General features: G+C 64.4%; 8 protein-coding genes and 9 pseudogenes. 15 read left to right on the forward strand and 2 right to left on the reverse strand.

Features of this window, described 5'->3' with window-relative positions; translation table 11 throughout:
* The 9 genes and pseudogenes from AC5FRZ_RS16325 to AC5FRZ_RS16365 form a co-directional block, all read left to right on the forward strand.
* Window positions 1–833 (forward strand): annotated as a pseudogene (locus tag AC5FRZ_RS16325) (extracellular solute-binding protein); the annotation flags it as partial.
* A gap of 76 nt (window positions 834–909) precedes the next feature.
* Window positions 910–1,742 (forward strand): annotated as a pseudogene (locus AC5FRZ_RS16330) (carbohydrate ABC transporter permease); the annotation flags it as partial.
* Between the two features lie 5 nt (window positions 1,743–1,747).
* Window positions 1,748–2,575, forward strand: a pseudogene (locus AC5FRZ_RS16335) (carbohydrate ABC transporter permease); the annotation flags it as partial.
* Window positions 2,576–2,620: 45 nt separating this feature from the next.
* Window positions 2,621–3,280: a hypothetical protein gene (locus AC5FRZ_RS16340; protein ID WP_493565147.1), complete on the forward strand. Its 660-nt coding sequence runs from the start codon at window positions 2,621–2,623 to the stop codon at window positions 3,278–3,280.
* The gene (locus tag AC5FRZ_RS16345) at window positions 3,235–3,423 is read left to right on the forward strand and encodes an enolase C-terminal domain-like protein (protein WP_493565137.1); all 189 of its coding nucleotides are present in this window, start codon (window positions 3,235–3,237) and stop codon (window positions 3,421–3,423) included. Before AC5FRZ_RS16340 ends, AC5FRZ_RS16345 begins: the two co-directional genes overlap by 46 nt.
* Window positions 3,420–3,806 (forward strand): enolase C-terminal domain-like protein, encoded by a 387-nt coding sequence (locus AC5FRZ_RS16350; RefSeq protein WP_493565138.1) that lies wholly within the window; start codon window positions 3,420–3,422, stop codon window positions 3,804–3,806. The genes AC5FRZ_RS16345 and AC5FRZ_RS16350 overlap by 4 nt, the downstream gene beginning before the upstream one ends.
* Before the next feature lie 126 nt (window positions 3,807–3,932).
* The gene (locus tag AC5FRZ_RS16355) at window positions 3,933–4,247 is read left to right on the forward strand and encodes a hypothetical protein (protein ID WP_493565139.1); all 315 of its coding nucleotides are present in this window, start codon (window positions 3,933–3,935) and stop codon (window positions 4,245–4,247) included.
* 135 nt (window positions 4,248–4,382) lie between these two features.
* A pseudogene (locus tag AC5FRZ_RS16360) lies at window positions 4,383–4,649 on the forward strand (SDR family NAD(P)-dependent oxidoreductase); the annotation flags it as partial.
* A 116-nt stretch (window positions 4,650–4,765) separates the two neighbouring features.
* Window positions 4,766–5,142, forward strand: a pseudogene (locus AC5FRZ_RS16365) (Rid family detoxifying hydrolase).
* Window positions 5,143–5,421: 279 nt separating this feature from the next.
* Here the strand turns inward: AC5FRZ_RS16365 and AC5FRZ_RS16370 are convergent.
* Both AC5FRZ_RS16370 and AC5FRZ_RS16375 read right to left on the reverse strand, forming a co-directional pair.
* Window positions 5,422–5,571, reverse strand: coding sequence for a hypothetical protein (locus AC5FRZ_RS16370; protein WP_244256929.1), 150 nt, complete (start codon window positions 5,569–5,571; stop codon window positions 5,422–5,424).
* Window positions 5,572–5,676: 105 nt separating this feature from the next.
* A complete protein-coding gene (locus tag AC5FRZ_RS16375) occupies window positions 5,677–5,994 on the reverse strand; it encodes a hypothetical protein (RefSeq protein ID WP_493565140.1) in 318 nt (105 codons plus the stop codon).
* 393 nt (window positions 5,995–6,387) lie between these two features.
* On the opposite strand from AC5FRZ_RS16375, the pseudogene AC5FRZ_RS16380 reads away from it, so the two are divergent.
* From AC5FRZ_RS16380 to AC5FRZ_RS16405, 6 genes and pseudogenes are all read left to right on the forward strand, one after another.
* A pseudogene (locus AC5FRZ_RS16380) lies at window positions 6,388–7,486 on the forward strand (ABC transporter ATP-binding protein).
* A gap of 2 nt (window positions 7,487–7,488) precedes the next feature.
* A pseudogene (locus AC5FRZ_RS16385) lies at window positions 7,489–8,291 on the forward strand (creatininase family protein).
* A gap of 135 nt (window positions 8,292–8,426) precedes the next feature.
* Window positions 8,427–9,726, forward strand: a pseudogene (locus AC5FRZ_RS16390) (ABC transporter substrate-binding protein).
* A gap of 3 nt (window positions 9,727–9,729) precedes the next feature.
* Window positions 9,730–10,667: pseudogene (locus AC5FRZ_RS16395) on the forward strand (carbohydrate ABC transporter permease).
* Window positions 10,664–11,506 (forward strand): carbohydrate ABC transporter permease, encoded by an 843-nt coding sequence (locus AC5FRZ_RS16400; protein WP_372479940.1) that lies wholly within the window; start codon window positions 10,664–10,666, stop codon window positions 11,504–11,506. The pseudogene AC5FRZ_RS16395 and the gene AC5FRZ_RS16400 overlap by 4 nt, the downstream one beginning before the upstream one ends.
* 68 nt (window positions 11,507–11,574) lie before the next feature.
* The gene (locus AC5FRZ_RS16405) at window positions 11,575–12,744 is read left to right on the forward strand and encodes a mandelate racemase/muconate lactonizing enzyme family protein (protein WP_170093041.1); all 1,170 of its coding nucleotides are present in this window, start codon (window positions 11,575–11,577) and stop codon (window positions 12,742–12,744) included.
* Window positions 12,745–12,779 lie beyond the last annotated feature (35 nt).

Here is a 12,779-nt window from a genome sequence, read left to right on the forward strand (position 1 = left end):
CGCTCCGTGGGCTGCCTCGAACAAGTGCTTCTACTACAACAAGGACGTGTTCGAGGGCGGCGGGCCTCGACCCGAGGACCCCCAGCTCGACACCTGGGACGACATGCTCTCGGCGGCCCAGACGATCACCGAGGAGACCGACACCCACGCACTGGGACTGGCCGGTGCCGACGCCATCGAGACCGGCTCGCAGTACTACCACTACCACTGGTCTCCTGGCGCGGACCTGATCGACGACGAGGGCCAGCCGGTCGTCAACTCTCGACGAGGGGGCGTCGAGGCGCTGAGCTTCTACTCGGACCTGCACCTCGAACACGGCGTCACCCAGTCCTCGCCGCTGTCTTCGACGCGCCAGGACATCCGCCAGCTGTTCGAGTCAGGCTCATGGGCATGGTCATTGCTCACGTCTATACGGGAATCAACATCGACGACAGCGACGCCGACTGACTACGGCATCGCACGGGTGCAGGACCGCTGGCCGCTACAGCCTGAACACCATCGACGGCATCTCGATCTTCGCCCAGACGGAAGTCGAGGACCTCGCGCGAGATCTGCTGCGGTTCTACTTCGACGAGGACCGCCACTTCAGGTACGCGAGCAGCAGGGTTCATGCCGACGGTCGAGGCGGTCGGCGAGCGTGACTACTTCCAGGACTCGGAGCTGGGCACCGTTCATCGAGGCCGGTCAGATACGCTCGTGCTCGGCCGAAGCTCTCGAACTTCAACGAGTTCAACAACCGCATGGTCCAGGCGATCCAGGAAGCGCTGGGCGACCAGAAGTCCCAGCAGGCCCTGGACGACGCATGGGCGGACCTCGAAGAGATGATGCAATAACAGATGGGCGTCGCAGAAGGTACGGAGTCGCCGGCCGACCCGTTTCGAACGGGACTGCAGTACCTGTGGGAAACACAGACAGGCGTATCTCCTGATCGCGCCGGCCGCGATCTTCCTGCTGAGCGTCGTCGGGTGGCCGATCCTGGAGACGTTCCGGCTGTCTTTTTACGAGTCACCGGCCGACTCGACGATCGAGACACGTCGGCTTCAGCACTACGTGGAGATCTTCCAGAGCGACATCTTCTATCAGTTGCTCTGGCAGACCGGCCGCTGGGTGCTGGTCGGCGTCGCCGGCAAGGCGCTGCTGGGCCTGCTGATCGCAGTTCACCTCAAGGGTGACATCAAGGGCCGGAAGTTCTTCCGGACGGCGCTCTCATCCCGTGGGGGATTCCCACGCCGATCTCGGCGGTCGTCTTCCGCTGGATCGAGCACCCCCAGTACAGCTACCTCAACGCGATCTGATCCCGATACTGGGCGTGATCGATCAGGGGATCGGTATCCTCGGGAACGGAGATCGCCTGGCTCGGCGTCGTCGTGGCCGACATCTGGATCGGGACGCCGTTCATGGCGATCATCTTCCTCGCGGGGCTCCAGTCGATCCGAGGAGCAACACGAAAACGCAGCCATCGACGGCGCGGATGGGAGCAGTTCCGCTACATCCACGTCCGGCAAAGCGTCATCCTGATCGCGACGCTGCTGTCGACGATCTGGACGTTCGTCAGCTTCGACACCATCTGGACGATGACCGGCGGCGGGCCGATCAACACCACGTCCGCGCTCGTGATCTGGATCTACCAGGTCGGGCTGCAAAACGGGAACCTCGGCCGTGGCGCGGCCTACAGCGTCGTCGGGTTCCTGTTCCTGCTGGTGTTTGCCGTGATCTACCTGCGGATCTACCACCAGCTGTAGCGGAGGTGACGAACTATGATGGCCGGCCGTGGGGAGCGCAGCGCAGCCGCAAAGTCCGCCTCTACAGGCGTGTTGATCGCTTGCTGGGGATCATGATGTTCCCCTTCTACGCGATGTTCTCAGTACGCTCAAACAGGAGTCGGAGATCTTCTCCAGTCCGGCGACGCTGTTCCCCGCGGACCCGTCTTTCCAGTCGTATCTGGCCGTCTGGGGCCAGACCGACGTGTTGCTGTGGGTCGGTAACAGCTTCATCTCGCTGGGGACCGTCGCGCTGACGCTGTTGCTGGCGATCCCGGCGGCGTACTCCTGTGCGCGCAACGACTTCGTCGGCAAGCGATCGTTCCTGCTGGCGGTCCTCGTCGTGCAGATGTTCGCGCCGGTGGTGCTGATCGTCGGCCTGTTCGAGGCGTCATCACAGTTCGGGATCTACAACGTACCTCGCGGTGATCATCCCGGCGGCCGCGTTCACGCTGCCGTTCAACGTCTGGATGCTGTACGGGTACTTCCAGACGACCGGAGTCACTGGAGGAGTCGGCCCGGATCGACGGGGCCAGCCAGCGACAGATCTCACCAAGATCGTGCTCCGCTGACCAAGCGCGCTGGTCGCGAGCATCACCTACGTTCCTCTACGCGTGGAACCGACTGCTGTTCGTGCTCACCTTCTCACCGACGCGGGGAAGTACAACATCCCACGCGGGGTGTTCTCGATGGTCGGGGCACTCCAGACCGACTGGCGGATGATGCTGACGGTCTCGTGATCGGCATCCTGCCGCTGTTGGTCCTGTTTCCTCGAGTACATCGTCGCGGGCATGACTGCGGGCGCGGTCAAGGAGTACGTCCCCACCCTTTCCTCCTCGGCCAGAGCCGATACGTTCATTATGGCTCCGCTGGCACGTGAGCATGGAGATCACCGACGTGACAGCGACGACATCGACATGCCGCTGGTGGACCTCGAGGAACGTCTCAGGATCGGTCCGCACGTGACCAACCACGGCCGCGTCGAATCGATGGAACGTGTCCTCGTCCGCGTGGACACCGACGAGGGCATCGCCGGCTGGGGGCGAGATGCGGACCTTCCTCTCACCGGCGGCCACGGAGTCGATCATCGAAGACGGAATCGGTCCGCTGATCGAAGGCCAGTCGCCGTTCGAGGTCCGAACGGCTCCGCCGACAGGTGTTCATCAGTACACCAACATCGAACTGTTCTTCGCCGCCGTCGAGACGGCCTGCTGGACATCGCCGGCAAGGCACTCGACAAGCCGGTCTTCGAACTGCTCGGCGGGGCGACCGCACCGTACCAGACGACCGCGATGAACGCCGCCGCTGGTGGTGCCGACGCCGCCGACGACCGCGCCGTCGAGTTCGCCTTCTGTCTCAGGTCATCTCGCCCGAAATTGCGTGTGAAGGCCCCGGAGGCCCTCGACGCCGGCTTCTCCGTCCTCAAGACCAAGGCCGGCCGTGACTGGCAACGGACGTGGCCCGCATCCAGGCGATGCACGACGAGGTCGACGGGCAACTGGAGTTCCGACTCGACTTAATCAGGGGCTGGTCGCTCGATCAGGCGGTCCGCGTCGGGGCCGCACTCGAAGAGTCCGGCATCTTCCTGCAGTACATGGAACAGCCCATCCGCGTCAACGCCCACGACTCGCTGGCGGCGCTGCGCCAGCGTCTGCGCCAATGATCGCTCCCAACGAGGACACGCATTCATCCCAACAACCTCCGCTCGCTCGTCGGGCCGGCGCGATGGACGTGGCGGTCCTCGATCTGACTCCGGCGGGCGGCATCGCGGGACTGCGCCAGCAGGCGGCCATCGTCGAGGACGCCGGTGTCCCCTACACGCACCACTGCGCGTTCGACCTCGGGATCCGGACGGCCGCGATCTTGCACGCGGTCCACGGGATCCCCGGATTCTCCCCTCCCGCCGGACACGACCTACTACGGCTGGGAGACGACGTCATCGCGGACCCCTTCACCGTCGAGGAGGGCCGGATGACCGTGCCGGACGACCCCGGCCTCGGGATCGACGTCGATCTCGACACCGTCGAGGGAGTACCGCGTCCGTAGCTGTCGTCGTCGACAGATCGTCGTTCGCTCTGCTCCCGTCGGGGCCCGCCGCCGGGGGGAACCTTCGCCCGGGACCGTGTATCGGATCGATATGATCGAGTTGTCCTCGCGGACCGACCAGCGATAGTGACCGGCGCGTCACGAGGCATCGGCGACAGATCGCCGCGACCTTCGCCGAGGCCGGCGGCGACGTCGCGATCTGCTCTCTACGAAGACGTGGCTCCGGTCGCCGAACGGCTCACGGCAGACCACGACGGTCGGGTCGTCCCCGTCGAGTGTGACGTTACCGACCCCGACGCGGTGCGGGATCTCGTCGACGTCGCGATCGAGGAGTTCGGCGATCTGCGTGCTCGTCAACAACGCCGGGGGTGCCGCCGAGTCGGCGGATCTGCTCCACGCTGTGACGAGGAGACCTTCAGTGGATGCTCGAACTCAACCTGAAGGGCCCCTATCTGCTGGCTCGGGAGGCGCTGCCGGCGATGACTGCGGCCGGCGGCGGCTCGATGGTCCACGTCGGCTCGGTCAACGGGCTGTTCGGCATCGGGGCTCTCGAGGCTACTCGAGGCCAAGAGCGGACTGTTGGCGCTCTCGCGCAACATCGCGACCCACTACGGCCAGTACGGCGTCCGATCGAACGTCCTCTCGGCGGGCACGATCGAGACCGAGAGCCGCGAAGGAGATGGAAAACACCGACGAGCGGGCCGCGCGGAACGAGCGCCCGGATCGCTGGCTCGACCAGTACCCGCTGGGTCGGTTCGGTCGTCCCGACGAGGTCGCCGACACCGCGCTCTTCCTGGCCTCGGGCGGTCCGGCTTCATCACCGGCGAGAACATCGTCGTCGACGGCGGGCTCACGAGCGGCCTGCCGATGTCCTTCGGAGCAGAGATATACCAGGCCGACGAGCCCCCCGACCGGACGAGATCGATAGATTCAATGTCGCGTTGTGACTGGCTTCTGGTATGCGAGAAATCCATACGGACGACGCACCGAGCGCGATCGGACCGTTCTCCCAGGCGATGCAGGACGGCGACCGCATCTACGTCTCCGGCCAGGGGCCGGTCGATCCCGAAGCGGCGAGGTCGTCTCCGAGGACATCAAAGAGCAGACCGCACAGACCCTCGAAAATCTGGAGACGATCCTGGAGGCCGCCGACGCGTCGCTCGACGACGTGCTGAAGACGAACGTCTACGTCACCAACATGGACAACTACGACGCGGTCAACGAAGTGTACGCCGAGTACATGTCCGAGCCGTACCCGGCCCGCGCGGCCATGGAAGTGTCCCGCCTCCCAATCGACATCGGCGTCGAGATCGAACTCGTCGCTCGTAGCGAGTAACGCGGCCCGCGACGCCGCCACACTCGACCGTTCTCTGCGACACTCGCGGTAGAGGAACCTGAAAATTCTCTCGATGTTGTCGTATCTGCCCTTCTGCATTTGGAAGTAATTTCTTCTACGTGTAAACAATCATTCTGTCATCAAACTACCAAAGTTCGGCTACAAATAAGTCGATATCTGGACATGTCTGGGGTATACGCCCAGGTATCGATCTATCGAACGGTACTGTGCTGCGTTTTCGACCGTGGCTCTGTCAGACAGCGGTGACAGCCGGCGGTCTCAGCGGACGTGTCCCGGATCGACCGGCCGCGGCTCGGGCGGCTCCGGAGCGTTCCCGAGACGGAGGACCAACACTCCGACGGGGACGAGCAAGACTGCGCCGACGACGAACGGCGACCAGTAGCCCACCACGGTGTAGAGTCCGCCCATCACGATCGGCCCGACCGTCCGCGCGAGGCTGCCGGCTCCTGTGTCAGCCCGAACGCGCTCCCTGGGTCGCGGCGGAGGCCCGCTGGGAGACGATCGTCGTCAGCGTCACCGACAACACGCCGTTGCCAAGGGCAGCAGCGTCAGCACCGCCAGCAGTGCCAGCAGCTCCCCGGTGAGAAACGGTGCGACGCCGGTCAGATCGAAGACGCCGGCTCCCAGCCAGTTCGTGAACGGCAAGAGCCCGACGCCCACTGCGAGTACCGCGGTCCCACCGACTGTCAGCGACACCGCGGCGTATCGCGCCGTCAACCGCCCGATCAACACGCCCTGGACGACGACCGACAGCACTCCGATGTACGTGAGCAAGAGCGCGCTCTGACTCGCGGTGTAGCCGTACACGTCGGCCACGAACGGGATGAACATGATCTGTACCCCGAGAAGGCAAAGAGACGAGGAAGAACGCGGCGAGCAGTTCTCGCAACCCGGTCGTCTGTACGGCCGTCAGCAACTGTGCGATCTGGGACGGCCGCCGTGTGGTCTCGTCGCGCCTCCCGAATCGCGTAACACTTCGAGGATGTCGAACGCCAGTTCCACCGACTGGATTCGCCGTGGCGTCCGGTCGTTCGTCATGTCACTCTGTACCACTTCACCGGTTGTAAAGTTTGTCATTGTCAAATATGTGTTTGTCGGTAGATCTCATGCGGCGACAGGCGGCTTTCCTCCCGTTTCGCCGCGTGCTGGCACGTACGCGGCCGCTCACCGGAACCCGCCGATAGATTTTTTTAACCATAGTAACGCAGGGTGGTGTACGTCGCCATGAGCAAGGTACGTCTCTCTGATGTCACAAAGGTGTACGACGATCTTCTAGCGGTCAAGGAGATCGATTTCACCGTCCGGGACGGGGAATTCCTCGTGATGGTCGGTCCGTCCGGCTGTGGGAAGTCCACGACGCTCCGGATGATCGCGGGGCTCGAAACGATCACCTCGGGCGAGATCGAGATCGGCAACCAGGTCGTCAACGATGTCCGGCCACAGGACCGCAACATCGCGATGGTGTTCCAGAACTACGCGCTGTATCCCCACATGAGCGTTCGGGAAAACATGTCCTTCGGGCTGCGTCTCTCCGATGAGTACGAGGACGCCGAGATCGACGAGCGGGTGAACGACGCCGCCGATCTCCTCGAAATTCCGGAGCTGCTCGATCAGCTCCCCAAGCAACTCTCTGGCGGCCAGCAGCAGCGCGTGGCGCTGGGACGCTCCATCGTCCGAGACCCCGACGTGTTCCTGATGGACGAGCCGCTCTCGAATCTCGACGCCAAGCTCCGGACCCAGATGCGCACCGAACTCCAGCGCATCCAGGAGGAACTTGGCGTGACGACGATCTACGTCACCCACGACCAGACCGAAGCGATGACGATGGGCGACCGCATCGCCATCCTCAACGACGGCGAACTCCAGCAGATCGCCGAGCCGGAGGTGTGTTACGACCGCCCGAACAACAAGTTCGTCGCGGGCTTCATCGGCTCGCCGAGCATGAACTTCTTCGAGGTCGACGTGACCGAAAGCGGCGACGGCGTCCACCTCTCGGGCAACGGGTTCGAGACGACGCTCGGGGTGTCTCTCGACGCCGGTGCCTACACTCGGCGTCCGCCCCGAGGACCTGACCGTCGGCACCGACGAGGGCCACCTCGAAGCCGTCGTCGACGTCGTCGAGCCGATGGGCTCGGACAACTTCCTCTATCTGCACCCGCCCGAGGGCGACGGCGAGATCATCGCCCGCGTCGACAGCGAGTACCACCCCGATCCCGGTGAGACGGTTTCGCTGGGCTTCGACATCGAAGACATCCACTTCTTCGACGAGACGGGTGATCGCGTCCCGATCGACGACGAACCCGAAGCGATCCCGACAGCCTGAGCATGCTCTACGATTCAATCGGCGCGACCGACAGCGAGTGGGCCGGCAAGCCGTACGCCGAGATTCGCGAGGTCGCCGACAGCGACGGCTCGGTCCTCGTCGTCCCGGTGGGGAGCATCGAACAGCACGGCCACCACCTCCCGGTCGCGACGGACACCATCCTCGTCGACGCGGTCGTCCACGGTGGCACCGAACAGACGGGCGCTGACGTTCCCGTCCTCGTGACCCCGACGGTCTGGACGGGTTTCTCGCCCCACCACCTCTCGTTCGGTGGGACGCTGTCGCTTGAACTCGACCACCTCCGTGCGGTGCTCGAAGACGTAGCGCTGACTGGCATCCAGAACGGCTTCGACGCCGTCTGTTTCGTCAACGGCCACGGCGGCAACGCGGCGCTCGTCGACGCCGTCGTCAGCACCGTCGGCACCGAGACCGACGCCGAGGTCCTCGGGACGACGTACTTCACGCTGGCCACCGACGAGGTGGGAGCGCTGCGAGACAGCGAGGACGGCGGGATGGCCCACGGCGGCGAGTACGAGACTTCGTTGATGCTCCACTTGCGGCCCGACCTCGTCGCCGACGCCGCGAAGCGCGAGGGCACTCTCTGGGACGAACACTACGAGTGGAGCGGCGGCGACCTCCTGGATGGCGGTCCAGTCTCGGTGTATCGGTCCTTCGACGAGTACTCCGAGTCGGGTGCCATCGGCGCGCCGGAACTCGCCAGCGCCGAGAAGGGGCTCGAATCTACGACGCCGTCACGAGCGAACTCGCCGCCTTGCTGGTCGCGATCCACGAACACAACGCGTGACCGATTGTTGGCCGTTGTTTTTAATAATCGACCCTGATAAATCGGCGGATTTATATACTATCGAGTGAACAATGCTGTCAGATGCCGAGCGAACAACCAGACTCACTTTCCGACGGACGTATCGACCGACGACGAATGCTCGAAGCCATCGGTGCCGGCGGCCTCATCGCCATCTCCGGCTGTATGGGCGACGGCGGCGGTGACGGCGGCGATGGCGGCGACGGCGGAGACGGCGGCGACGGTGGAAGCGACGGCGGAGACGGCGGCGACCAGCAGACCATCCAGTTCCTGACGATGGGGTCGGCGACAACATCGCCGAGTTCTTCGAGAAGAACAACGCGGCCTTCGAAGAGGAGTACGGCGTCACGATGGACTTCACGAGCGTCACCTGGGACAACGCTCAGCAGACGGTCAACAACCGCGTCGACGGCGGCGAGGCACCCGACGTGGCTCGCTGGCCGGCCCGCTGGATCCCCCAGCTCGTCGGCAAGGAAGCGCTCGTCCCCATCACCGACATGATGGAAGGCGAGTTCGGCGACCAGTTCTACCAGGGCATGGCAGACGGCTGTACGTACCAGGGCGAGTACTACGCCGCTCCGTGGGCTGCCTCGAACAAGTGCTTCTACTACAACAAGGACGTGTTCGAGGCGGCGGGCCTCGACCCGGAGGACCCCCAGCTCGACACCTGGGACGACATGCTCTCGGCGGCCCAGACGATCACCGAGGAGACCGACACCCCCGCACTGGGACTGGCCGGTGCCGACGCCATCGAGACCGGCTCGCAGTACTACCACTACCACTGGTCTCACGGCGCGGACCTGATCGACGACGAGGGCCAGCCGGTCGTCAACTCCGACGAGGGCGTCGAGGCGCTGAGCTTCTACTCGGACCTGCACCTCGAACACGGCGTCACCCAGTCCTCGCCGCTGTCTTCGACGCGCCAGGACATCCGCCAGCTGTTCGAGTCGGGCTCGCTGGGCATGGTCATTGCTCACGTCTATACGGGAATCAACATCGACGACAGCGACGCCGACTTCGACTACGGCATCGCACAGGTGCCCGAGGGACCCGCTGGCCGCTACAGCCTGAACACCATCGACGGCATCTCGATCTTCGCCCAGACGGAAGTCGAGGACCTCGCGCGAGATCTGCTGCGGTTCTACTTCGACGAGGACCGCCACTTCGAGTACGCAAGCAGCAAGGGGTTCATGCCGACGGTCGAGGCGGTCGGCGAGCGTGACTACTTCCAGGACTCGGAGAACTGGGCACCGTTCATCGAGGCCGGTCAGTACGCTCGTGCTCGGCCGAAGCTCTCGAACTTCAACGAGTTCAACAACCGCATGGTCCAGGCGATCCAGGAAGCGCTGGGCGACCAGAAGTCCCCCAGCAGGCCCTGGACGACGCACAGGCGGACCTCGAAGAGATGATGCAATAACAGATGGGCGTCGCAGAAGAGTACACGGAGTCGCCGGCCGACTCCCGTTTCGAACGGGGACTGCAGTACCTGTGGAAACACAGACAGGCGTATCTCCTGATCGCGCCGGCCGCGATCTTCCTGCTGAGCGTCGTCGGGTGGCCGATCCTGGAGACGTTCCGGCTGTCTTTTTACGAGTCACCGGCCGACTCGACGATCGAGACGTACGTCGGCTTCCAGCACTACGTGGAGATCTTCCAGAGCGACATCTTCTATCAGTTGCTCTGGCAGACCGGCCGCTGGGTGCTGGTCGGCGTCGCCGGCAAGGCGCTGCTGGGCCTGCTGATCGCAGTTCACCTCAAGGGTGACATCAAGGGCCGGAAGTTCTTCCGGACGGCGTTTCTCATCCCGTGGGGGATTCCCTACGCGATCTCGGCGGTCGTCTTCCGCTGGATCGAGCACCCCCAGTACGGCTACCTCAACGCGATCCTGATCAAGCTGGGCGTGATCGATCAGGGGATCGGTATCCTCGGGAACCCGGAGATCGCCTGGCTCGGCGTCGTCGTGGCCGACATCTGGATCGGGACGCCGTTCATGGCGATCATCTTCCTCGCGGGGCTCCAGTCGATCCCCGAGGAGCAACACGAAGCCGCAGCCATCGACGGCGCGGAGAAGTGGGAGCAGTTCCGCTACATCACGATCCCACTGTCAAGAGCGTCATCCTGATCGCGACGCTGCTGTCGACGATCTGGACGTTCGTCAGCTTCGACACCATCTGGACGATGACCGGCGGCGGGCCGATCAACACCACGTCCACGCTCGTGATCTGGATCTACCAGGTCGGGCTGCAAAACGGGAACCTCGGCCGTGGCGCGGCCTACAGCGTCGTCGGGTTCCTGTTCCTGCTGGTGTTTGCCGTGATCTACCTGCGGATCTACACCAGCGGAGGTGACGAACTATGATGGCCGGCCAGGAGCGCAGCCAGCTCCGCAAAGTCCGCCTCTACGGCGTGTTGATCGCGCTGCTGGGGATCATGATGTTCCCCTTCTACGCGATGTTCTCCAGTACGCTCAAACAGGAGTCGGAGATCTTCTCCAGTCCGGCGACGCTGTTCCCCGCGGACCCGTCTTTCCAGTCGTATCTGGCCGTCTGGGGCCAGACCGACGTGTTGCTGTGGGTCGGTAACAGCTTCCTCATCTCGCTGGGGACCGTCGCGCTGACGCTGTTGCTGGCGATCCCGGCGGCGTACTCCTGTGCGCGCAACGACTTCGTCGGCAAGCGATCGTTCCTGCTGGCGGTCCTCGTCGTGCAGATGTTCGCGCCGGTGGTGCTGATCGTCGGCCTGTTCGACGTCATCACCCAGTTCGGGATCTACAACACGTACCTCGCGGTGATCATCCCGGCGGCCGCGTTCACGCTGCCGTTCAACGTCTGGATGCTGTACGGGTACTTCCAGACGATACCGGAGTCACTGGAGGAGTCGGCCCGGATCGACGGGGCCAGCCAGCGACAGATCCTCACCAAGATCGTGCTCCCGCTGACCAAGCCCGCGCTGGTCGCGAGCATCACCTACACGTTCCTCTACGCGTGGAACCGACTGCTGTTCGTGCTCACCTTCCTCACCGACGCGGGGAAGTACAACATCCCACGCGGGGTGTTCTCGATGGTCGGGGCACTCCAGACCGACTGGCGGATGATGCTGACGGTCTCCGTGATCGGCATCCTGCCGCTGTTGGTCCTGTTTGCCTTCCTCGAGGAGTACATCGTCGCGGGCATGACTGCGGGCGCGGTCAAGGAGTAACGTCCCCACCCTTTCTCTCCTCGGCCAGAGCCGATACGTTCATTGTGGCTCCGCTGGCACACGTGAGCATGGAGATCACCGACGTGACAGCGACGACTGTCGACGTACCGCTGGTGGACCTCGAGGAACGTCTCGGGATCGGTCCGTACGTGACCAACCACGGCCGCGTCGAATCGATGGAACGTGTCCTCGTCCGCGTGGACACCGACGAGGGCATCGCCGGCTGGGGCGAGATGCGGACCTTCCTCTCACCGGCGGCCACGGAGTCGATCATCGAAGACGGAATCGGTCCGCTGATCGAAGGCCAGTCGCCGTTCGAGGTCGAACGGCTCCGCCGACAGGTGTTCATCGAGTACACCAACATCGAACTGTTCTTCGCCGCCGTCGAGACGGCCTGCTGGGACATCGCCGGCAAGGCACTCGACAAGCCGGTCTTCGAACTGCTCGGCGGGGCGACCGCACCGTACCAGACGACCGCGATGAACGCCGCCGCTGGTGGTGCCGACGCCGCCGACGACCGCGCCGTCGAGTTCGCCTTCTGTCTGGGTATCCTCTCGCCCGAAGAGTCCCGCGTGAAGGCCCAGGAGGCCCTCGACGCCGGCTTCTCCGTCCTCAAGACCAAGGCCGGCCGTGACTGGCAACAGGACGTGGCCCGCATCCAGGCGATGCACGACGAGGTCGACGGGCAACTGGAGTTCCGTCTCGACCCCAATCAGGGCTGGTCGCTCGATCAGGCGGTCCGCGTCGGGGCCGCACTCGAAGAGTCCGGCATCTTCCTGCAGTACATGGAACAGCCCATCCGCGTCAACGCCCACGACTCGCTGGCGGCGCTGCGCCAGCGTCTGCGCCAGCCGATCGCTCCCAACGAGGACACGTACATCCCCAACAATCTCCGCTCGCTCGTCGAGGCCGGCGCGATGGACGTGGCGGTCCTCGATCTGACTCCGGCGGGCGGCATCGCGGGACTGCGCCAGCAGGCGGCCATCGTCGAGGACGCCGGTGTCCCCTACACGCACCACTGCGCGTTCGACCTCGGGATCCGGACGGCCGCGATCTTGCACGCGGTCCACGGGATCCCCGGATTCTCCCTCCCGCCGGACACGACCTACTACGGCTGGGAAGACGACGTCATCGCGGACCCCTTCACCGTCGAGGAGGGCCGGATGACCGTGCCGGACGACCCCGGCCTCGGGATCGACGTCGATCTCGACACCGTCGAGGAGTACCGCGTCCGATAGCTGTCGTCGTCGACAGATCGTCGTTCGCTCTGCTC

The organism is Halomicrobium sp. HArcht1-1 (genome assembly GCF_058933285.1).

Excerpts from the sequence above, each read along its gene's own strand:
- AC5FRZ_RS16400 (WP_372479940.1), top strand. The coding sequence starts at position 10,664 with ATGATGGCCGGCCAGGAGCGCAGCCAGCTCCGCAAAGTCCGCCTCTAC.
- AC5FRZ_RS16405 (WP_170093041.1), top strand. The coding sequence starts at position 11,575 with ATGGAGATCACCGACGTGACAGCGACGACTGTCGACGTACCGCTGGTG.
- AC5FRZ_RS16350 (WP_493565138.1), top strand. The coding sequence starts at position 3,420 with ATGATCGCTCCCAACGAGGACACGCATTCATCCCAACAACCTCCGCTC.
- AC5FRZ_RS16345 (WP_493565137.1), top strand. The coding sequence starts at position 3,235 with ATGCACGACGAGGTCGACGGGCAACTGGAGTTCCGACTCGACTTAATC.
- AC5FRZ_RS16370 (WP_244256929.1), bottom strand. The coding sequence starts at position 5,571 with ATGGGCGGACTCTACACCGTGGTGGGCTACTGGTCGCCGTTCGTCGTC.
- AC5FRZ_RS16375 (WP_493565140.1), bottom strand. The coding sequence starts at position 5,994 with ATGTTCATCCCGTTCGTGGCCGACGTGTACGGCTACACCGCGAGTCAG.
- AC5FRZ_RS16340 (WP_493565147.1), top strand. The coding sequence starts at position 2,621 with ATGGCTCCGCTGGCACGTGAGCATGGAGATCACCGACGTGACAGCGAC.